The sequence below is a fragment of the Sphingomonas sp. DC5200-1 genome (genome assembly GCF_049897245.1).
In the GTDB taxonomy this organism is placed as follows: domain Bacteria; phylum Pseudomonadota; class Alphaproteobacteria; order Sphingomonadales; family Sphingomonadaceae; genus Sphingomonas; species Sphingomonas aquatilis.
In genome coordinates this window covers 566,630-584,718 of sequence record NZ_JAFCVW010000003.1, presented here as the reverse complement: position 1 = coordinate 584,718, position 18,089 = coordinate 566,630, and the positions used below count along the sequence as shown (strand labels likewise).

General features: G+C 65.2%; 22 protein-coding genes and 1 other RNA gene. 6 read left to right on the top strand and 17 right to left on the bottom strand.

Annotation, left to right across the window (positions count from 1 at the left end; all coding sequences use genetic code 11):
- The 6 genes from ACP7A3_RS08950 to ACP7A3_RS08925 all read right to left on the bottom strand — a co-directional run.
- On the bottom strand, positions 1–2,788 hold a 2,788-nt coding region (locus ACP7A3_RS08950; RefSeq protein WP_426257136.1), incomplete at its 3' end, for a hypothetical protein.
- On the bottom strand, positions 2,788–3,036 hold the full coding sequence (locus ACP7A3_RS08945) for a D-Ala-D-Ala carboxypeptidase family metallohydrolase (RefSeq protein WP_426257137.1): 249 nt from the start codon (positions 3,034–3,036) through the stop codon (positions 2,788–2,790). The genes ACP7A3_RS08945 and ACP7A3_RS08950, both read right to left, overlap by 1 nt.
- Positions 3,037–3,043: 7 nt before the next feature.
- A complete protein-coding gene (locus ACP7A3_RS08940; RefSeq protein ID WP_426256053.1) occupies positions 3,044–3,922 on the bottom strand; it encodes a hypothetical protein in 879 nt (292 codons plus the stop codon).
- Positions 3,922–4,716 carry a hypothetical protein gene (locus tag ACP7A3_RS08935; RefSeq protein ID WP_426256054.1) on the bottom strand — a complete coding sequence of 265 codons (795 nt, stop codon included), beginning with the start codon at positions 4,714–4,716 and terminating at the stop codon, positions 3,922–3,924. The genes ACP7A3_RS08940 and ACP7A3_RS08935 overlap by 1 nt, the downstream gene beginning before the upstream one ends.
- A gap of 334 nt (positions 4,717–5,050) precedes the next feature.
- A complete protein-coding gene (locus ACP7A3_RS08930) occupies positions 5,051–5,614 on the bottom strand; it encodes a hypothetical protein (RefSeq protein WP_426257138.1) in 564 nt (187 codons plus the stop codon).
- 372 nt (positions 5,615–5,986) lie between these two features.
- The gene (locus tag ACP7A3_RS08925; protein ID WP_426257211.1) at positions 5,987–6,214 is read right to left on the bottom strand and encodes an HGGxSTG domain-containing protein; all 228 of its coding nucleotides are present in this window, start codon (positions 6,212–6,214) and stop codon (positions 5,987–5,989) included.
- Between the two features lie 85 nt (positions 6,215–6,299).
- On the opposite strand from ACP7A3_RS08925, the gene ACP7A3_RS08920 reads away from it, so the two are divergent.
- Positions 6,300–6,593: a hypothetical protein gene (locus ACP7A3_RS08920; RefSeq protein ID WP_426256057.1), complete on the top strand. Its 294-nt coding sequence runs from the start codon at positions 6,300–6,302 to the stop codon at positions 6,591–6,593.
- 143 nt (positions 6,594–6,736) lie between these two features.
- Here ACP7A3_RS08920 and ACP7A3_RS08915 read toward each other — a convergent pair whose 3' ends face one another.
- The 10 genes from ACP7A3_RS08915 to ssrA all read right to left on the bottom strand — a co-directional run bounded on the left by ACP7A3_RS08915 (position 6,737) and on the right by ssrA (position 13,866).
- A complete protein-coding gene (locus ACP7A3_RS08915; RefSeq protein WP_426257139.1) occupies positions 6,737–8,806 on the bottom strand; it encodes an AAA family ATPase in 2,070 nt (689 codons plus the stop codon).
- A gap of 137 nt (positions 8,807–8,943) precedes the next feature.
- Positions 8,944–9,210: a hypothetical protein gene (locus ACP7A3_RS08910; protein WP_426256059.1), complete on the bottom strand. Its 267-nt coding sequence runs from the start codon at positions 9,208–9,210 to the stop codon at positions 8,944–8,946.
- The gene (locus tag ACP7A3_RS08905; protein ID WP_426256060.1) at positions 9,207–9,437 is read right to left on the bottom strand and encodes a hypothetical protein; all 231 of its coding nucleotides are present in this window, start codon (positions 9,435–9,437) and stop codon (positions 9,207–9,209) included. The genes ACP7A3_RS08910 and ACP7A3_RS08905 overlap by 4 nt, the downstream gene beginning before the upstream one ends.
- Positions 9,434–9,700 carry a hypothetical protein gene (locus tag ACP7A3_RS08900; protein WP_426256061.1) on the bottom strand — a complete coding sequence of 89 codons (267 nt, stop codon included), beginning with the start codon at positions 9,698–9,700 and terminating at the stop codon, positions 9,434–9,436. Before ACP7A3_RS08900 ends, ACP7A3_RS08905 begins: the two co-directional genes overlap by 4 nt.
- A gap of 56 nt (positions 9,701–9,756) precedes the next feature.
- Entirely contained in the window at positions 9,757–9,954 is a 198-nt protein-coding gene (locus tag ACP7A3_RS08895; RefSeq protein WP_426256062.1) for a hypothetical protein, read from the bottom strand.
- A gap of 206 nt (positions 9,955–10,160) precedes the next feature.
- Complete coding sequence (locus ACP7A3_RS08890) at positions 10,161–10,328, bottom strand: helix-turn-helix domain-containing protein (RefSeq protein WP_426256063.1); 168 nt, start codon at positions 10,326–10,328, stop codon at positions 10,161–10,163.
- Positions 10,329–10,397: 69 nt separating this feature from the next.
- Positions 10,398–11,084, bottom strand: coding sequence for a hypothetical protein (locus ACP7A3_RS08885; RefSeq protein WP_426256064.1), 687 nt, complete (start codon positions 11,082–11,084; stop codon positions 10,398–10,400).
- Complete coding sequence (locus ACP7A3_RS08880; RefSeq protein WP_426256065.1) at positions 11,077–12,303, bottom strand: tyrosine-type recombinase/integrase; 1,227 nt, start codon at positions 12,301–12,303, stop codon at positions 11,077–11,079. Before ACP7A3_RS08880 ends, ACP7A3_RS08885 begins: the two co-directional genes overlap by 8 nt.
- 177 nt (positions 12,304–12,480) lie before the next feature.
- On the bottom strand, positions 12,481–13,353 hold the full coding sequence (locus tag ACP7A3_RS08875) for a pirin family protein (RefSeq protein WP_426256066.1): 873 nt from the start codon (positions 13,351–13,353) through the stop codon (positions 12,481–12,483).
- A gap of 134 nt (positions 13,354–13,487) precedes the next feature.
- Positions 13,488–13,866, bottom strand: a transfer-messenger RNA (tmRNA) gene (gene ssrA, locus ACP7A3_RS08870).
- Between the two features lie 42 nt (positions 13,867–13,908).
- On the opposite strand from ssrA, the gene ACP7A3_RS08865 reads away from it, so the two are divergent.
- Positions 13,909–14,340, top strand: a complete 432-nt coding sequence (locus ACP7A3_RS08865; RefSeq protein ID WP_024310459.1) for an RrF2 family transcriptional regulator — start codon at positions 13,909–13,911, stop codon at positions 14,338–14,340.
- A gap of 285 nt (positions 14,341–14,625) precedes the next feature.
- On the opposite strand, the gene mscL is transcribed toward ACP7A3_RS08865, so the two are convergent.
- Positions 14,626–15,066 (bottom strand): large conductance mechanosensitive channel protein MscL, encoded by a 441-nt coding sequence (gene mscL, locus ACP7A3_RS08860; protein WP_426256067.1) that lies wholly within the window; start codon positions 15,064–15,066, stop codon positions 14,626–14,628.
- Positions 15,067–15,178: 112 nt separating this feature from the next.
- Here mscL and ACP7A3_RS08855 point away from each other — a divergent pair, with 112 nt between their 5' ends.
- The 4 genes from ACP7A3_RS08855 to ACP7A3_RS08840 are packed head-to-tail and all read left to right on the top strand — an operon-like array spanning position 15,179 to position 17,880.
- Complete coding sequence (locus ACP7A3_RS08855; protein WP_294211082.1) at positions 15,179–15,784, top strand: LemA family protein; 606 nt, start codon at positions 15,179–15,181, stop codon at positions 15,782–15,784.
- Positions 15,785–15,789: 5 nt separating this feature from the next.
- A complete protein-coding gene (locus ACP7A3_RS08850) occupies positions 15,790–16,683 on the top strand; it encodes a TPM domain-containing protein (protein WP_426256068.1) in 894 nt (297 codons plus the stop codon).
- Position 16,684: 1 nt separating this feature from the next.
- The gene (locus tag ACP7A3_RS08845; RefSeq protein WP_426256069.1) at positions 16,685–17,356 is read left to right on the top strand and encodes a TPM domain-containing protein; all 672 of its coding nucleotides are present in this window, start codon (positions 16,685–16,687) and stop codon (positions 17,354–17,356) included.
- Entirely contained in the window at positions 17,353–17,880 is a 528-nt protein-coding gene (locus ACP7A3_RS08840) for an NUDIX hydrolase (protein ID WP_426256070.1), read from the top strand. The genes ACP7A3_RS08845 and ACP7A3_RS08840 overlap by 4 nt, the downstream gene beginning before the upstream one ends.
- The last annotated feature ends 209 nt before the right edge of the window (positions 17,881–18,089 follow it).

Genomic DNA, 18,089 nt, shown 5'->3' with positions numbered 1-18,089 from the left:
ACGAACGAAATAACAACAGACGTAGCCAGCACGGCCCTGTCTCCGGGGGGGCGACATCATCTCGGAACGAAGGGGCGCAATCATCTCGGAAACGAGGGGCGGCTTCATCGGAATCGGCACCCAGCGTCGTCTCCCACGGGTTGCCACTGTCCCTGATCTGCCCGGCGTGATCGACCATCGCTCCGCGGTAGCCAAGCTGCATCTGCCCCAACTGCTCGGGCGACTGCGTGCCGACCTGCATCCCGAGTTCGTCCGGGTGCAGGCGGTAAGCGTCGGCACCGCGGGACAGCGCATCCCGAGACTCCATCGGCCCGGCATAAGCGGACCGTGCAGCCGCGAAGTCCGGGTTCAGCCGGTCCACCTCGTCGAGAAGCTGACCACGCACTTGGTTCTGCGCGCGGCCGGCTTCGTCGAGGACTAGCCGGCCGGTGATCGGGTTACGCTGCTCCTCCAACACGTCGTCCATGCCGCGCTTCACATAGTCGAGCGTCTGCGTTGTGTAGGCGGGGACGCTAGCGGGCATGCTAGGGTCGGGCGCTGCGGCAAGGCCGCGCTCAGCCTGACGTAGCCGCTCGCGCGCTGCCAGCATCTGTTCGCGAGCCAAGTCGGCATTGGCGTTCGGGTCGGATCGCGCTGCCTTGTAGACCGCCTGTGCGTCGTTGAGATCGGCGCGGGCGGCAAGGTGGCGCGCGATGGCGTCGTTCGGCCGCGGGTTGAGCCTGACGCTCCCATCCTCGTTGAAGGCGAAGCCAAGTTCTTCCGGCGATCGACGCTCGTTCGCAGCGATCGTGCGTGCCCGTCCGAGCGCATCCCGGCCGAACGGGGTAGACAGAATCGCATCCATCTCGGGCGTGCTCGGGACCGGGTTGCTGTATGCGCGGTCATACAAGCTCGACGCTGCGGTTCGTGCTTGCGTCATCAGGTCGGCGCTGAGCTGGGGGACGTTGGCCGTCGCCCCGAGGTTGGCGTTCACCGACGACGTGAACCGGTCATATTGGCCACGGCTGCGGGGAAGCAATGCATCCTCGGCGAAGGACGAGGCCGAAGGGGACCGGCGAACCGCGGCGCCCGCCAGCTCGCGAAGGTTCGGGTTCGTGTCGGCCAGAGACATGGGGATGCCGAGCCGCTGCGCCTCGGTCAGTTGCGCCGTGACGTTGTCGACGCCAGCACGATCAATGGCCGTGAAGGCGGCACTATCCGCACTATTGAGCGGACGAGCGTCGGTCAGCATTCGCGCGCCGAACAGGCCCCGGGCACGGTTTTGGACGGCGATGCCCGCCGGAGTCCGCGCCAGTCGCCCCAGACCGCTTGCCACGGTGTTCCCGACGACATTTCCGGCAAGTCCGCCCACGCCGCCGAGCGTTCCGCCGAGCAGTCGGTTGTCGTTGCTCTGCCCGGCGCCGGAGGCCGTGCCGAATGCGATGTCTCCGACGAGGGCCGGGTTCGAGAACCTAGACGCCAGCCCGGTGGTTCGGCCCAGCGCACCGATGCCCGACATGGATCCGACGGTGCCGATCGCCTGACCCGTGAAGGCCGCCTTGGGATTCGCCGCGAACGCCGCTTGCTTGCGCGCGTTCAAGTCGGCGAGGTCGCCGCCTCCCGCGATGGTGGCGACTTCATCGGTAAGGCCCCCAATGCCTGCATCGACCGCGGCATAGATACCGGTTCCCACCGGAGAAGCCGCGAACTTGTTCCAGGCGGTGGTCGGCACCTCACGGCTTTCAAGATCGACGGTATAGCCGCCCTTGTAGCCCGGGTTGCGGCGGCGGAACTCCAGCACAGCGTTCACGCTGGCGGGGCTGGCGCTCGCACCGGACTTGGCCAGATAATCGCGGATCGCCGCGTCAGAGGCGCCAGCGCGCAGCATGCCCGCCACCTTGGCGTTCACGCCGGCCAGTGCCGGATTGCGCTCTGTCTTGGTGCTGCCGGTCGCCAGCGCCGCCGCGCCGCCGCCGCCTTGCCCCCCATCGCCGTAGAAGGTGGCCGAGCGCGTCGGACCGCCGGCGCTGGCGGGCGGCGGAGGGGTGGCACCGCCAATCACCGGAGCGACCGGGCCAGCCTTCCGCCGCTTGGACGGGTCGAGATCGCCTTCCAGATCGGTGCCGCCCGCCCCCTGATAAGCGCGGGTGTAGAGGTCGATCGTGCGCTGAACGTTGGCCTGATACTGCTGGTCGCTCTGGCCTGGATCGAGGTTGGTCAGGCTGCTGGAGAGCGCCTGGAAGTCGCTGTTCGACAAGGGCGTCAGCGGGTTCTTGCCGCCGTTCTGCCGCGACATCTCCATCACTCGGGTGAGCGCGCCCGCATTCTTGAGCGTTTCGGTATCCTGCGCGAGATCGTAGGCAGGAGTGCCCTGAAACCAGCCGGCGACGTTGGAGCCGACGCCGGTGGTGAACCAGCCGTCACGCGACCGCTGCTGGAGCGATCGACCAAGCCTGATCTTGTCGAGCGCCTCGGCGCGCACCGCCTCGAGGTCGGCGGGCGTCTTCACCGGCGGCGCATTCGCCTCGGGCGGCAGGCCGGGGATGCGGACGGCGGTGCGACCATCAGATCCCAGCATGTAGCCGGCGGGAAGCTTGGGCTCGTTGCGCTCGTTGAACCGCGTCTGGTCGCGGGCTGAGGCGGCGGCGGCCCGCTGGTCTGCGGCGATAGCGCGGGCGGTCGCGGCGTCTTCGCGGGCAGTCAGTCGCGGATCGCGCGGGATGGTGATCGTGGGATAGCCCCCGGCGCCCATCGGCGGGGCGGCGGACTGCGACCAGTCCTCATCCCACGGCATCTTCTGCGTCTGCATCATCGTGCTCCAATCGTGCCGCGACGGCCGTAGTAAGGGGTGCGGCCGTAGCCGCGCTGTTCGACGTGGATGTGGTTGCCTTCGTCGAGGATGTGGGCACCTGGGCCATAGAAGCGGCGCAGGTCGGCGACGGTGGTGCCGACATAATCGGCCGCGTCGCCGCGAAGATGGGCGCTGTTCGGCACGCCGCCGACCAGACGGTTGCCCTCAACAGTCCGCCGACCGCTGGTCATGGTGCCGGGCGCCATGCGGGGATCAACGAAAGGTGGCACCGCCGCTAGGCGATGCACCTCCCACCGGAACCCAGCTGTTCCGATCGTTGGGATTGCCGCCGTTGAAGCGGTAGCCGTTCCGGATCGTGCCGACTGCCGGACCGGCAGGAGCCGGTTGCCCGCCCATGCCACCGCCGAACGCCGTGCGTGGGTAGAACGTCTTCGTCTGGTTGCCCTGCGCGTCGTAGCCGTCCACGGCCATCAGCGGCGGCGCGGCCATGCTCTCGGCTCGCTGGCGATACAAAGCCTGACCCTGTTGCGAGCGGGGATCGATGCCGGCGGCCTGCATATATTGGGTGAACTGGTCGTCGGGGTGGGCGCGCTTGTAATCTTCGCGCCATATCCACTCGTCGCGCTCCTGCTGGCGGCGGCGGGCGTCTTCCTGCGCGCGGACGTTCGCCTGTTGCTGCTCGAAACGGTTACGGAACACCATCATCGCGTAGGGATCGCCCTGCGATGCCGAGTAGCGCAGCGCGAACTCGCCAAGACCCTTCAGAATCTTCTCGCCCACGCCGCCGTGCTGAAAGAAGCCAGGCTTCTTGATCTGCACGTTCGAAAGGTCGACGGGCGCCGCAAGGCTGGAGAAGTCGATCTTCGGCTGCGGCAGTTCGCCCGTGATGACGGCTGGTATCATGTTGGACGGCGGGTCGTTCGCTGGAACCTGCAGCCCGTCGCCGATGCCGGGCGTGTTGTAAGGGCCTCGACGCGGGTCCATCGGTGCGCCGAAGATGCCGCGGGGCGCACGCTGTTGAAGCGGCGAAGCCTGAGCCGGGATCGCTGTCGCCTGCTCCTCGGGCGTTGGGAAATAGGGCACGACGCCGGGCATCGTGCGCGGCTTCATCGCGGCGCCGAACATCGCCATCAGCAGATCCCCTCGGGTTCGATGAATTTCAGGATGGTGGGCCGGCCGCGCACGGCGTCCGACAATGCCGACTTTGGCGCGTCGTTGACGAGGATCTGCAACCAGGAGGCCATTGAGGCGTCTCCGCAGTCCACCATGATCGATAGCAGGACGGCGGCTTCGGTGACGGCATGGTCACCCAGCGCGTCGGACCCGTCGCGATACTCCAACTCAGCCCGCTTCAATCGGACGCCGGCAAGTCGGCGCATCAGTCCAGAGTTGCCGGATGTGGCGCCGAGGCGGGCGTAGAGCTCGGCGACGGTGAGCGCTTCGAGGGCGTTGGCGGCCCCCGAGTAGAATAGCGACATCGCCTGCTCGCTGAGTGCGTCGAGCGCGTAGATGTCACCTCGTGCGGCGGCAGACAGTAGCGCCAATTCCTGGGCGTCGGGTGCCTCGGGCTGCGCCCCCCCCGGTTCGCCCAGTTCGTCCAGTGCAACCTGCGCGTCGGCGTCGTCGAGCGCCACCAGCAGCTTCAGGATACGGCGTGCTTCGCCGTCATACCATGCGGCACCGTCCACGGAGCAGCGTTCCACTTCGAATTTGGCGCGGGCGAGAAGGACACCGACGAGGGCGCGCTGTTCCTCAATGCCGCCGTTGGCTGCGGCAAGGCGCGCCCAGCTCTCCGCAGCGATCAGGGACTCGATCTGTCGAACAGCGCCGGAAGCTCCCGCCGCAATGGCGAGATCGACTAAGTTCAGTTGCGCCGACGCGGATCCTGCCGCCGCTTGCTGGAGCAGATCGACATCGAACGGCATCAGGCTGCCCGCTTCATCTCCTGCCGGAGAGCGTGGCGGACCAGCTCCGACAGTGTCATTCCTTCGGCGCGGGCGCGCTCCTCCGCGGCTTCCCGCAGCGAAGCAGTGACGCTCAGGCGGAGTGTGGTTCCGTGAACCGAGGGACGCATAACGATCTGCTCCGACGTGGAAACGAGAGCATTGTCATACCATTACGCCCCATGCGGGTCGATATGTTCGCCGATTGTTCCGTAGCCATCCGCTCTTGTCCGCGTGTGTCCGTTACCGTTCGGACGTTGGCGGAAAATCGAACTCGGTTCGTCGCATTTATTAGAGGTCACACATCCGAACACATTCACTCGCGCTTCAAGGCATCTCTCTCTTTGATCTCGGCCCGCGCTATATCAAGATCATCCGCTATCCGCACATCACTGTGGCTCTTCATCGCTTGTAGCGTTTCAGAAGCGCTTCTCGCTACCGCGGCACTTATTTTATAGTATGGAGGCCAATTAAGAATAAGGCTCGGCTTGACATCAAGCCCTATCCATCCCGCCTTCGTATCGAGGCTGACACCGGAAGCCGCCCCTCTCCTGCAAAGCGCGATAATGAATATTTGCCCATAACTGAAAGCAATTGTCTTTAAATTGCGCTTGCCGTCGTGCATATCAATTAGATTTGTTTCCGCCGCCTCCATGAAGTGCGTATGATAGAAGGTGTGCATCGAAGGATCTGGGCAGCATGCTAGAACAAACTGCAGTGTTTCTGGGCAAATACGGCGTTGATAGAACAGCGTCCTCTCGTCTTGAGAGAAGAATGGTTCACCCGACGACCAATCTAACACCATCAGCTTAAAGGTAATATACTGCTTGATGAGTTCTCGTGTTTCAAAACCTAGGGCAACCGCGGGTCCGATCATCATAGCAGTTATCACACCACGGACCTGTTCCTCGTACCGACCCATCCATTCATTATTGCAGGTCTTGCACACACGCTTGATAGCCGTTTTAAACATCGAACCCTGCCGCCTTCTGTGACGGGTCCTCGAGACAACCGGTCGCGAAACCAGGCCCTCGAACGTGAATTGCTCATGTCCATTCACTTGAGGGAGCAGAGGATGCATCCATTTAGGCCAAACATGTTCTTCGCTATTTGCCGGGTTGCCGCAGAAGATGCAGCGCCGACTTGCATGTTCAAAAGACTTTGTAGGCACCGGTCGGTTCATGCAGCAAAACGTAGATAAGGGCGATACCGAAACCCTCAACCGCGCCAGACATGGCGCGTCTCGGATGATTTACACTTCGAGCCACCGCCTGGTGAGACGGACGAGCTTTGCTAGTTCCTCCGTTTTACCCGACCTAGCCCCATGCTTGAAGGCGTTACGGTTGCCGATCCTCGCCCCGCTGCCGGCCGCGCCGCCGTGCATTCTGCACCGACGCTTTCCCCTGACCGCTGGAGACTGGCACTCCGTTCCCGCCCGCGTCGTGGCCAAGCAACGTGGGGCCTGATGCGCTTTGTGCATGGGCTTGTTCGGTCGATCGCCCATTGCCTAGTCCCCCGTGTAGGTTCTCGATGAAGACGGCCTGTCCCTCCGGGCCGACGTGGATATGGCGGACAGTCTGCTCCCGCGGCTGATGCATCTTCACCAGCGTCTCCAGCGTAGCCCGAGACTGTGCCTGCGCCTTGAACGCGAGACGCATGTATCGCTCCGCCGCATCGGGATAGCCCGCGAGATTGTTATGCGCTCGCCGGGCCATTTGCGTGAACAGGGTGTCGAGGCTGAGCGCCTGTGCAGTCAGCAGGCGACTGATGCCGGACATGTCCTGCGCACCGGCTTCAGCCGCCATGTCCCGCATCGCTTCCGCCATATCGGAGACGTTCGCGCGATCGCCGGAGAATAGGTCAGATGACGCATTGAGCGACAACGCACCGTGACGGGTTTCGGGCTCGAGTTCGGAGCGTGCCACCGCGTATTCGCCGCTCTTGCCTTCGATCTTCGTCACCTGAAGGTGAGCCGTTCGCTCGCCGGTCTTGGGTAAAGTCGTCATACTTCATCATCCCATCCTGGTATCGGCTCGTTGCCAGTTTCGCCGGACGCGAGGATCATCCCCGACTCCGTTCGGCCGCTGCTGCTCATCGGCTGCTTGGGCGATTGTTCAGGGGCAGGCGCGAGGCCCCCGAAGGCCGCGCCTGCTCCCCCCTTTAGGGGGGAAGTGTGCGGGGTGAGGTGTTCGGGCGTACTGTCCGGGGGTGTTTGGGGAACGTGTTCGGGAAGCGTTCGGGGAGGGCGTTCGGGGTCGCCCGCAACAGCCCTTATAATGGTCACATCGCGGCCCTTGGTGGTGTTCCGATAGGTGTGCGTTTCGATCGCGCCGATGGTGAAAAGCCGGTCCATCGCCGACTTCAGCCGGTCGCGTTTCAGACCCTTCGCCTGGGCCATTCCCTCGAATTGGGTGGGGGCATAGTTAGGCCCGGTGTTCGGTCCGACCTGACGTCCTTCACCCTGCTTCACCCGCTCCGCCAAGCAATCCATGAACGCGGCATTCTCGGTGTTCGCACGGATGATCGCCGCCACCTCGGCCCGCCGGTCGTCAGGCAAATCCTTGTCGAGGATCAGGGCGAAGTCGTGCCACCGGAATGTCAGCTGCTGGTCAGGACGAGCATAGTTGGCCTTTCCGAGCGTCAGCACGCGGGCATCAGGGTCGTGGCTGTCTTCGGGACGCTGCAACACGATCTGCGACCGGACGGCGTTTAGCCACGCCGTCGAGCCGGAGTAGCTGTCACCCGCCTTATTCGGATGGGCGATCAGCACGACGGTGACGCCGAATTCCCGACACAGTTGGTAGAGCAGGTTGATGAAACCCGTCACCTGTCCGCGGTCGTTTTCATTGCCGACGTAGAGGTGGCCGACGTTGTCGAGCACGATCAGCTTCGCCCTGGTCGCCGCGATGGTCGCCCGGAGGAGGGCATAAGCCGGTGCAGGCCGCAGCCTCCCCTCATTATCGAACGTCGCCAGCTCATTGTTCAACTTGCCCCGCAGCGACACGATGTGGAGCTTGCCGGCGAGGTCGCGGAGCGTCGTGCCGATCGCGCTGGCGATCTTGCGCAGGCGCCAGTGATTCTCGCGGTCATCGTCTTCCGCGGTAACATAGAGCGCCGCGCCCTGCTCCACGTCGATGCCCAGCATCGGCTTGCCCGCCGCGCTGCACGCACAGAGCTGCAGGGCAAAGGTCGACTTGCCGACGCCGCCAGGTCCCGGGAAGATCGTCACTTCCTGCTCCGGCACATAGCCCGCCATCCGGAACGTTTTGGGCTTCGGGTCTTCTTCCGCCCATGCCGTCAAGTCGGCGATCGGGAAGATCTCGGTGGGCTTGTGCAACGCCGCCTCAGCCAGCCGCTTCAGTTCGAATGCGGAGCCACCCTGTGCGAGCCAGTCCGACACGTCGCCCTTTGCCGGAAGGCCGGGCAGCAACAGCGCCGCCGCAGAGGCAGCGATGCCATCCAGCGCGGCAAGGACGGCGGCGACATGGGCCGCACCAGCCTCGTCGTTGTCCTGAAGCGCGATCACACGCCGGCCCTTCAGCGCGGCAGCTTGATCACCGGTGAACTTGCCCGCGCCGCCGGGGTTGGTGGTGGCGATGAGCCCGGCGTCGGCAAGGCGATCGGCGTCCTTCTCGCCCTCGCAGACGAACACAATCTCGGACAGGTCAGCGGCCAGTATCTCGGGCAGCCGGTATGGAACGCGCCTGACTCCTTGCATGCAGCCGCGAGCGGCATGGAACCCGCCTTTGCCGTCCGGGCCATGCTGAAGGAACGGTGGGGCCGCGTCCTTGCCGCGACGCTCGACACGGAACAGCGTGGCGCCGTCTTCGTCGCAATAATCGTAGAAGGTGCGGCTATCTGGCTGAGGTGAGGCCGGCCGATAGACGGCGTCGGCGAGAGCGCCGCGGACACGAACCGTGGATCGATCCGCGTCCTTCAGGCCCTGGTCTTCCAGCCACCGGAACGCGCCGGCGACATCGCATCGTTGGCGGTGCCGGATGAGGTCGAGCACACCGCCCCTGACGTTCGCCTCATGATCGTCGAACCATCCGTCCGCGACGTCGATCTCCATCGATCCCTTACTACCAAAGCGCAGCCGTGATCCGCGGGACAGTCGGTTATTTGGGTCGCCAAGGAGGCGCTGAGCCACCTTGGGCATAAGCGCGGCGAGGTCGAGCGGCTGCGCGGAAGCCCGATTTTGCTTGGGCATCATTTCCCTCCTTCGCAACGCTCCGGGATCACATCCCAGCCGTGGAGTTTCTGTAGGCCGCGCGCATGATCGAGAGCGGCGCGGTGCGAAGAAAAGTACAGGCTCTGGATGTCGCGCGCCGGTTCGACGACTACCCACGTTCCAGCGCCGCTTGCCTGGCGCAGGTAGATGGTCGGCGAACGATCGCCAGCATCACCCCATGCGCGGTTCCAACGGCGAGCGATGGCCGCGTACCAATGCTCGCGCCCGAGGATGACGCCGCTCATAGGTCCACCACCAGCATGTTGAGGCCGGTCCGCCGGGCGACGCGACGGATGAATTCATTCCGCGCGCGCTTGTAGGCAGGCAGATACTTCCGCCCTTTGCGGCCATAAGGGATGCGCGGCTGCCATTCGGCGTCGAGCTGGCCGTTCTTCATGGTGAAGGTGACGGTGAGGCCATCGCCTAGCGGCATAGCTTCGCTGGCCATGTTGACGGTGCGGGGGTCGGTCATGCCGCCTTCTCCCGCTGTTCGGCGGCGACGATCCACACGATCGCCTTGCAACCGGACGCATTGAGCCGCCGCCGGCCGCTGTCTCGAATGCGACGGTCGTGCTTCAGCTCCGTCGTGCGGGGTTGGACGCTGTAGCGCGGCATCGCGAGCGCGTCGGCGATCTCGTCAGTCGTCGCACCATTGCCACCAGCTTCGACGATCGCCTTGTATACCAGCCGGCGCAGAGGGCCGGCGATGTTCGCGACCCTTGCCGCCGCTGCCATCGATGTATCCACGCCGCGGTGGCCTGGCGACGAGGGGTAGCATTCGTCATGACTGGTCATTGCGCGCCTCCCATCTCGAGCGTGGGCAACCCATGCTTTTCGAGCAGGATCGTCAGCCAGTTCAGCTGCTTGTCGGTCAGTGGGTTGGCGTCGAATGCGAGCCCGCCAAGGAACTGGCCTTCACGCGGCCGCAACGCGGCGCCGCTGGTCAAAACGGCCATCGCCGCGGACCGATGGTCGATGAAGGGCGTCATGCCGCGTCTCCCCAGATGAGGAAGGCGATCAGCTCAGCGCGGCGACCCTCAACGCCGCAAACCGCGTTGAGCCGTTGAAGGCGCGCGGTCGTAGTGCTATCTCGTTCGACGCTGCTGATAAGCAAATTCGTGGAGGGCTGGACTGTGGCGGTCCGGCCCTTTCGCGTTTTACGGCCGCTTGCCGTTGCTGCTGTGAACATCGGCGATCACGCGGCCTGATCCACTAGGGCGCGGATGCTTGCGGTCTTCACCAACGTGCGGCGACCGACCTTGATCGTCTGGAGGGTGCCAGCGCCGATCAGCTCATACATCTTCGTGTGGCCGAGCCCGAGCGCCTTTTTGGCGCCATCCACCGTTACCGTAATGGGTTCCATGTATGTTGCTCCACCACGAAGCGGACTATCCGCCTGCGTGATGGATTGTTCGTCGCCGTTCGCGGCGTTTCAGGTCGTGTGGGCAAGTGAAATCGTCGTTCCGGCGGCGGCTCGGCGGATCAACTGATCAGCTTCCGAACTCGAGAAGGGCCAACTAGGGTCACTTTTCCACTCTGCTAGCATCAACTCGACCTGGCGCCGCGCCGGCGCGTGTGGATCGTCGGGTCCCGCGCCGCAAACCTCCGCAGCCCACCGGAATAGCGTGGAGGCGCTGACGTCGAGGTTCTCCCGTTTGAAAGTTGCCGCCACGTGCTCCCGCGCCTTTGCGTTCGAGAAGCCAAGCTCTTCGAGCAGCCGGACGTAGGCAACCATATGAGCTTTGGCGACACGCTGCCCCTCATTGTTTCCCCCCTTCGAAGTAGACGGCCGCGGACGAAGCCGATCGGGGGTTCCTCCGCCATCGAGCGACACCAAATCAAGCCGTAGAGCGCGAAGGGCCGCCAGCCCTTCTCCGGTGGCGAAGGGCGGAAGCTGCTCTAGTGCCTCTACCACGCGAGATAAGGCGCGAGCGTATTGGTGGGTAACTTCAGGCTGCACCCGCTCGTCTTGAATGCCCAATTTATCCAAATCGTCTTGGGTAACTGAGAGCCGCTTTGTTCTGATCCCTTCGTATGTCAGAAACACGGCATCCAGCCCTTTCAAATGGTGCTGAAGTTCAGTGATCCATTCAGAAGGGTCCGGCCATTGGTCAGACATTACCCCCTCCAGCGGCAAATTTTCCCCAAGCCTCCAGCAATTCACGCCGCATCTCGATAAACGTCGTCCGCTTGTAAGCCCGGACCACCTTCTCAGGCACAACGTGCGCTAGCGCCGCCTCGGCAACGGGATCCGGTATCTCCGGCATCTTCTCGGCTGCCCAATCGCGAAACGAGCTACGAAAAGCATGAGCGTCGTAGGGCAGCTTAGCGGTCCTGAGCACCTTCGCCATCGTCATGTCAGAGATCATCGCGCCTCGCGCCCCGGCAAACACCAGTTCATCCGGCTTAGGCTCGCGCTCGCCGTTCAACGCTGCCAGCAATGCCAAGGCCGCCGCGTTCAGTGTTACGGTGTGCGCCACGGCATCGACGCCTTTCATAAGGCTCGCGGGCCGCACCCACTCGCGCTTCTCATTATTGATCTGCCCCCAGCGAGCGCCACGCACTTCGCCTGGCCGAGCCGCGGTGTAGATGAGAAACAGCAGCGCAAGCCGGCCCGTCGTGGCAGGCTTGGCGGCGATGTCAGCTACGAATGCAGGGACGTCAGCATACGGCATAGCTTCGTAGTTGCCGCCTTTAGGCTGGCGCGGCAGACCGACCGTCACGGAACGCCCTGGGGCCTCGGTCGGTCGCCACCCCTTGCCATGGGCGAAATTCAGGACCGTGCCGATCCGCTGCCTGACCTTGCGGGCCATGTCCGGCTTGCTAGTCCATATCGGCTCCAGGACAGAGCTTATGTCGGCGGCAGTGATCATATCGACCCGTCGCGTCCCGATCTTTTCGAACGCATGGTTCTCAAGCGAATTGATGAAGGTCTGCGCGCCCTTCTCGGTCCAGCCCTCCTTGAGCGCGAGGTGAGCCGCCTTCGCCGCTTCCTTAAACTTCGGGATACTCAGTCGATCTCGGTCACGCTCAGCGACGGGGTCGAGGCCCGATTTGGCAGCGACCCGCAGCATGGCAGCTTTCTCGCGAGCTTCGCCTAGGGTAAGGACCTTACGCTGCAGAATGGGTATGACGATCGGCGACCCCTCCCCCTTGCCTTGCGAGCGAGACGATGCATCGACGGTGCCGAGCCCAATGTCCCGACGCTTGCCGTCTACCTGAACACGGAGCAGCCACGACTTTCCACCTGTCGGCTTGACCAACAGGTAAAGCCCCTCCCCGTCAGCATGACGACCGGGCTTCGCATTCCTCACTCCCAGGGCCGTCAGCTTCGCCATTACGCTCCCCTAACCGTTCCCTCACTATGAGGCGGCTGGTAGCGAACGTCAACGAACAAGTGCGGAACAAACGATCCCTAACTGTTCTGTTCTACGAGAGGAATTCGAACAGGGGCGAACAATGGCGAATGGATAGTTAGATGCCGTCCCCGGGCACCACTTCCCCCAGCGCAATGATCACACCGCCGGCAGTGGCCCCGTGCCGTTGAACAGGCCCGCCTGATAATCGCGGATCGCCTGGCTGATTTCCTCACGGCTGTTCATCACGAACGGCCCATGCGCCACCACCGGCTCGCCGATCGGATCGGCATGGCCGTACAGCAGCACGGCATCGTCGCTCGCGGTCAGCTCCACCGAATCACCGTCGTCGCGCACAGTCGCCAGATGCCAGTGCGGCACTCTCCGCCCGCCGATCGCCACGGTGCCGGCGACGACATACAGGAACACCGACCGTCCCTTGGGCGCCGGCAGCGTCACCGCCGCCCCGCCGCGCAGCCGCACGGTCGACAGCATCACGCCGGTCAGCGACCGGATCGGTCCCTCCACGTCGCCGAACCGCCCCGACACCAATGCGACGCTGCCCGCGTCGTCCGGCAGCGACACCACGGGAATCGCATCCGCCTGCAAGCCCGTATAGGCCGGCGCGGTCATCTTGAGCCGGCCGGGCAGGTTCACCCACAGTTGCAGGATTTCCATCGGCCCGCCGTCGCGCTTGAACGCGGGCGGCGAGATTTCGGCATGGATCAGCCCCGACCCCGCCGTCATCCACTGCACGCCGCCCGCCTCGATGATGCTGGCATGGCCGCCGGTGTCGTGATGCGCCAGGCTGCCGTCGAGGATGAACGTCACCGTCTCGAACCCGCGATGCGGATGCGGCCCGAACGGCAGGCCGTTGTTGCCTGGGCGATACGTCTGCGGGCCATGATGGTTAAGGAACAGGAACGGATCGACCTGCTCCAGCCCCGGCCCCGGCACCGGCCGCCGCGTAACGAGATCGCCAATATCGTCGCGATGGGCAGGGTGGATGGCGGCAAGCGTGCGGGCGGTCATGCGAAAGGCTCCTTCCCGCCCAAGATGGCGGCAACGTCGCGCAGCGACAACGCCCGCAGCGGGAACGCTGCGTTTCGCACGACCATCGCTAGGGACAGTGGGGAGCTTCTGTTGCCCGGTGCTCCCCGTACCGCTGGAATCCCCTTCTGTTGCCCGGTGGGGTCCAACCGCGCTATTTTGGAGTAACCTTAGGCCGTGAGGCCCTCAGTTACGCCGCAATCGCGAGTGCTTCGTTATCGTTGGCACTTGTGTAATGGGCCGTTGCGGTGGTCCCATTCCGAGCGAAAGACAGCGCTTTTCAACACACGTCGATCCTAGTTCGGCCCCGTCATCGATGCTGTGCCGATCACCAGCACGCATGAAGCGTGCCGCCGAGCGGCTCAGCGTCGGTGGTGGAGCCGCCGGGTACTGCCCCCGGGTCCGCTGCGCCTATTTAACGCCACCGTTTATCGCCATAGCCGGCTGGAAGCCGGCCCGGTCGATATAGGGGCAGCGTCACGTCCCTGCAATCCACGCCTTTCGTTAGCCACAATATCCGGCCATAGCGGCGCCATCATGTTGACCCAGCGTTCCCGTTACGCGTTGCGCGCGATGCTGTTTCTCGCCGAAGCACCCGCCGCCAGCCCGCCGATCCCGATGGGCAAGATCGCCGTCGCCGCCAACGTGCCGCGCAAGTTCCTGGAACTGATCCTGGCCGATCTGCGCGATGCCGGCTTCATCCAGAGCACGCGCGGCAAGATGGGCGGCTACGTCCTCGCGCGGCCCGCCCACCTTATTTCGCTGGGCGACGTGATCCGCGTGATCGAAGGGCCGCTCGCGCTCGTCCCCTGCGTCAGCCGCACCGCCTACCGTCCGTGCAAGGACTGCAAGAGCGAGGCCGATTGCGCGATCCGCCACGCGATGATGCGCGTCCGCGACGAAACCGCCCGCATCCTCGACGGCACCAGCCTCGCCGACGCCACCGCCGACCAACTCGTCGCGGCGTAAAGCCCCCTCAATCCCCGTCATCCCGGCCTTGAGCCGGGATCCCGCTTCTTCTTCGCATCGATAGCGGGACCCCGGATCAAGCCCGGGGTGACGATGGCGGCAGGCCCCAACCCCGACCCACCACCGACCAACCCGTCACGGCATGCCCCGTTCCTCCCCCGCCAGGGGGAGGTGGCAGCGAAGCTGACGGAGGGGGAGGTCAACGACTCCCGTCGCGCCCGCGGCAACGCCCCCTCCACCATTCGCTACGCGAACGCCTCCCCCGCCAAAGCGAGGGAGGATCCATCACACCCGCGGCCGCGCCTTCAGCTCGTCGCGAATCTCGCGCAGCAGCGCGACGTGGGCCGGCTCGGGCGCCGGGGCGGCGGGCGCCTCGGGCTTGGCGATCACGCGGTTGACGCTGCGCACCAGCAGGAAAATGATGAAGGCGAGGATCAGGAAGTTTGCCGCCTGCGTCACGAACTCGCCATAGCCCAGCAGCGGCACGCCCGCCTTCTTCAGCGCGGCATAATCCGTCGGCGACCCGGTATAGGTCGCAGGGATCGCACCCAACCGAATGAAATAGCTTGAAAAATCCAAGCCGCCGAAGATCTTGCCCACCACCGGCATGATGATGTCTTCGGTCAGCGACGTCACGATCTTGCCGAATGCCGCGCCGATGATGACCGCCACGGCAAGGTCCAGCACATTGCCCCGCGCGATGAAGGTCTTGAATTCCTTGAACATGTTTGCGTCTCCCCCGGTGTTCAGGCGTCGGGTGAAAGGGTAGGCTGCGATTACCCCTTCGCCAAGCCCGCACGCTGTCCTATATGGATAGGACAGATACGCTCTCAGGAGGATGTTCATGTCGTCGCTTCGTCCCGTTGCCGCCTTCGCGCTGGCTGCCACCGCGAGCCTGTCGCTCGCCGGATGCGGGATCAATTCCGTGCCGACGGCCGAGGAAAACGCCAAGGCGCGCTGGGCCGACGTCCAGAACCAGTATCAGCGCCGCGCCGACCTGATCCCCAACCTCGTCGCGACGGTGAAGGCCGCGGGCGCGCAGGAAAAGGATATTCTGGTGCAGGTGACGCAGGCGCGCGCCGGCGCCAACCAGGTGAAGCTGTCGGGCGACCAGCTCAGCGATCCGGCCAAGATGCAGGCGTTCGAACGCGCGCAGGGCGCCGTCACGCTGTCGCTCCAGCGCTTGCAGGAGGCGTACCCCGAGCTGAAGAGCCAGAGCAATTACACCACGCTGATGAGCCAGCTGGAAGGCACGGAGAACCGCATCACCATCGCGCGCACCGACTATAACAATGCGGTGCAGGCGTATAATACCAAGATCCGCACCTTCCCCGACGCGGTCGGCGCGAAGATCTTCTACGGCGCCAAGCCGCTGACCCCCTTCGCCGCGACGACGCCGGGGGCGGATCAGGCCCCGACCGTCAACTTCGGGAATGCGAGCTGACGGCGATGCGCTTCTTTGAGCGGGCGGCGATCGTGTGGCGGGCGGCCTTGTTGCTGCTCGCCGCGAGCCTGATGCTCGCGCCCGCGACCGCGCAGACCTTCCCCAAGTTCACCGGCCTCGTCGTCGACGCCGCCAACGTGCTGCCGCCGGAGACGAAGGCCGCGCTGACGCAGAAGCTGGAGGCGTTGCAGAAGGACACCAAGCGCCAGCTGGTCGTCGCGACGATCCCCGATCTGCAGGGCGATTCGATCGAGGATTACGGTTACAAGCTCGGCCGGAGCTGGGGCGTCGGCCTGCGGGACGTCAACAACGGTGCGATCCTCATCGTCGCGCCCAACCAGCGCAAGGTCCGCATCGAAGTCGGCCGCGGGCTGGAGCCGTTCATCACCGACGCTTTGTCCAGCGTCATCATCAATCAGGACGTCATTCCCCGTTTCAAGGCGGGTGACATGCCGGGTGGCATCACGGCCGGCGTCGATGCGCTCGACAAGCAGTTGCGTGCCTCACCCGAAGAACAGCAGGCACGGCTCGATGCGGCGGCGAAGCAGTTCGACCAGATCCACCAGCGCTCCGCCGAACGCCGCAGCGGCGGTGGCGGCGTGCCGTTCGGCCTGATCATCTGGGCGCTCATCCTGCTGTTCGTCCTCGTGCCGCTGATCATCGGTCGCCGGCGCAGCGCCGGGCCGTGGGGCCGCCGCTATGACGATGGCGGCGGCAGCGCGCTGCCCATCGTCCTGTGGGGCATCGCCAACGAGATCGGCCGCTCGTCCGGCGATCGTGGCGGCGGCTGGGGCGGCGGCGGCGCGTCGGGCGGCAGCGACGGCAGCTGGGGCGGCGGTGGCTTCACCGGCGGCGGCGGCGGCGATTTCGGGGGCGGCGGCGCCTCGGGGGATTGGTGACATGCGCCTGACCCCCGCCGATGCCGCCCGCGTCGCCGAAGCCGTGGCAGAGGCCGAACGCACCACTTCGGGCGAGATCGTCACGATCGTCGCGCACCGATCCGACAAATATCACGACGTCGCGCTGCATTGGGCGGTGCTGGCGATGCTGCTCGTCCTCGCGCTGCTCGCGCTCTGGCCGGGGATCGCGGTGACGCTCCACGGCCTCGTCGCCGATCCCTGGGACGGCGCGCCCGCGCCCGGCGGGTTGTTCACGGTGGCGCTGGTAGTGCTCGCCGCGACCTTCCTGATCGTCCGCGTCGCGCTCGCCTGGATGCCGCTCCGCCTCGCGCTGACGCCCAAGGGCACCGCCGCCCGCCGCGTCAGGATGCGCGCGCTGATGCTGTTCCGCGCCAGCGCCGAAGCGCGCACGCGCGATGCGACCGGCGTGCTGCTCTACCTCTCGCTCGACGAACATCGCGCCGAGCTGATCGCCGACGCCGCGATCCATTCCCGCGTCGCGCCCGAAGTCTGGGGCGCCGCGATGGCCGCGCTCATCACCGCGACGCGCGACGGCCGCCCCGGCGACGGCATGGCAGAGGCGATCCGCCAGATCGGCATCGTCCTCACCGAACACTTCCCGCCGCGCGCCGACGACACCAACGAACTGCCGGACCGCCTGATTCAGCTATGACGACCGATACGATGTGGCAGGGCAAATACCTGTCGGTCCGCAAGGCGGGCACCTGGGAATATGCCGAGCGCAACGGCGGCATCGGCGCCGCGGTGATCGTCGCGATCGATGCCGAGGGGCAGTTGCTGCTCGTCGAGCAATATCGCGTGCCTTTGGGCCGTCCCTGCCTCGAACTCCCCGCCGGGCTGGTCGGCGACGAAAGCGCGGGCGAAAGCATCGCCTCGGCCGCCCGCCGCGAGCTGGAGGAGGAAACCGGCTATCACGCCCAATTCGTCGAGGAACGCGGCGAGTATTACTCCTCGCCCGGCATGACGTCGGAAAGCTTCACGCTCGTGCTGGCGACCGGCCTCACCCGCACCGGCGACGGCGGCGGCGACGCCGACGAGAACATCACCGTCCACCGCGTGCCGCTGGCCGGAGTCGAAGGCTTCGTCGCCGAGAAACGCCGCGCCGGCGTCGCGATCGACGCCAAGATGTTGCTGCTACTCGGCAGCGGCATCGTCGCGGAAATGATGGGGCGCTGAGAGCCCTTCCCCGTTCGCCCTGAGCCTGTCGAAGGGCGGCTATCCGCAAGCACACCGCTTGGGGCGCGCGCCCTTCGACAGGCTCGTGGCGAACGGGAAAGAAACGCCCGCAAGCGCTCGCATCGATCCTCCCCGCCTCCGCTGGGCGACGCGCGATGGGGGAACCGGCACATGCCCACACCCCCAATCGTCATTCCCGCGACGGCGGG

Excerpts from the sequence above, each read along its gene's own strand:
- ACP7A3_RS08845 (WP_426256069.1), top strand. The coding sequence starts at position 16,685 with ATGCGCCTGACCCCCGCCGATGCCGCCCGCGTCGCCGAAGCCGTGGCA.
- ACP7A3_RS08865 (WP_024310459.1), top strand. The coding sequence starts at position 13,909 with ATGTTGACCCAGCGTTCCCGTTACGCGTTGCGCGCGATGCTGTTTCTC.
- ACP7A3_RS08875 (WP_426256066.1), bottom strand. The coding sequence starts at position 13,353 with ATGACCGCCCGCACGCTTGCCGCCATCCACCCTGCCCATCGCGACGAT.
- ACP7A3_RS08915 (WP_426257139.1), bottom strand. The coding sequence starts at position 8,806 with ATGGAGATCGACGTCGCGGACGGATGGTTCGACGATCATGAGGCGAAC.
- ACP7A3_RS08890 (WP_426256063.1), bottom strand. The coding sequence starts at position 10,328 with ATGGAACCCATTACGGTAACGGTGGATGGCGCCAAAAAGGCGCTCGGG.
- ACP7A3_RS08840 (WP_426256070.1), top strand. The coding sequence starts at position 17,353 with ATGACGACCGATACGATGTGGCAGGGCAAATACCTGTCGGTCCGCAAG.
- ACP7A3_RS08850 (WP_426256068.1), top strand. The coding sequence starts at position 15,790 with ATGCGCTTCTTTGAGCGGGCGGCGATCGTGTGGCGGGCGGCCTTGTTG.
- ACP7A3_RS08935 (WP_426256054.1), bottom strand. The coding sequence starts at position 4,716 with ATGCCGTTCGATGTCGATCTGCTCCAGCAAGCGGCGGCAGGATCCGCG.
- ACP7A3_RS08905 (WP_426256060.1), bottom strand. The coding sequence starts at position 9,437 with ATGACCGACCCCCGCACCGTCAACATGGCCAGCGAAGCTATGCCGCTA.
- ACP7A3_RS08940 (WP_426256053.1), bottom strand. The coding sequence starts at position 3,922 with ATGGCGATGTTCGGCGCCGCGATGAAGCCGCGCACGATGCCCGGCGTC.
- ACP7A3_RS08930 (WP_426257138.1), bottom strand. The coding sequence starts at position 5,614 with ATGATGATCGGACCCGCGGTTGCCCTAGGTTTTGAAACACGAGAACTC.
- ACP7A3_RS08920 (WP_426256057.1), top strand. The coding sequence starts at position 6,300 with ATGGCGGACAGTCTGCTCCCGCGGCTGATGCATCTTCACCAGCGTCTC.
- ACP7A3_RS08910 (WP_426256059.1), bottom strand. The coding sequence starts at position 9,210 with ATGAGCGGCGTCATCCTCGGGCGCGAGCATTGGTACGCGGCCATCGCT.
- ACP7A3_RS08885 (WP_426256064.1), bottom strand. The coding sequence starts at position 11,084 with ATGTCTGACCAATGGCCGGACCCTTCTGAATGGATCACTGAACTTCAG.
- ACP7A3_RS08880 (WP_426256065.1), bottom strand. The coding sequence starts at position 12,303 with ATGGCGAAGCTGACGGCCCTGGGAGTGAGGAATGCGAAGCCCGGTCGT.
- ACP7A3_RS08855 (WP_294211082.1), top strand. The coding sequence starts at position 15,179 with ATGTTCATGTCGTCGCTTCGTCCCGTTGCCGCCTTCGCGCTGGCTGCC.
- ACP7A3_RS08925 (WP_426257211.1), bottom strand. The coding sequence starts at position 6,214 with ATGCACAAAGCGCATCAGGCCCCACGTTGCTTGGCCACGACGCGGGCG.
- ACP7A3_RS08900 (WP_426256061.1), bottom strand. The coding sequence starts at position 9,700 with ATGGCAGCGGCGGCAAGGGTCGCGAACATCGCCGGCCCTCTGCGCCGG.
- mscL (WP_426256067.1), bottom strand. The coding sequence starts at position 15,066 with ATGTTCAAGGAATTCAAGACCTTCATCGCGCGGGGCAATGTGCTGGAC.
- ACP7A3_RS08895 (WP_426256062.1), bottom strand. The coding sequence starts at position 9,954 with ATGACGCCCTTCATCGACCATCGGTCCGCGGCGATGGCCGTTTTGACC.
- ACP7A3_RS08945 (WP_426257137.1), bottom strand. The coding sequence starts at position 3,036 with ATGGCGCCCGGCACCATGACCAGCGGTCGGCGGACTGTTGAGGGCAAC.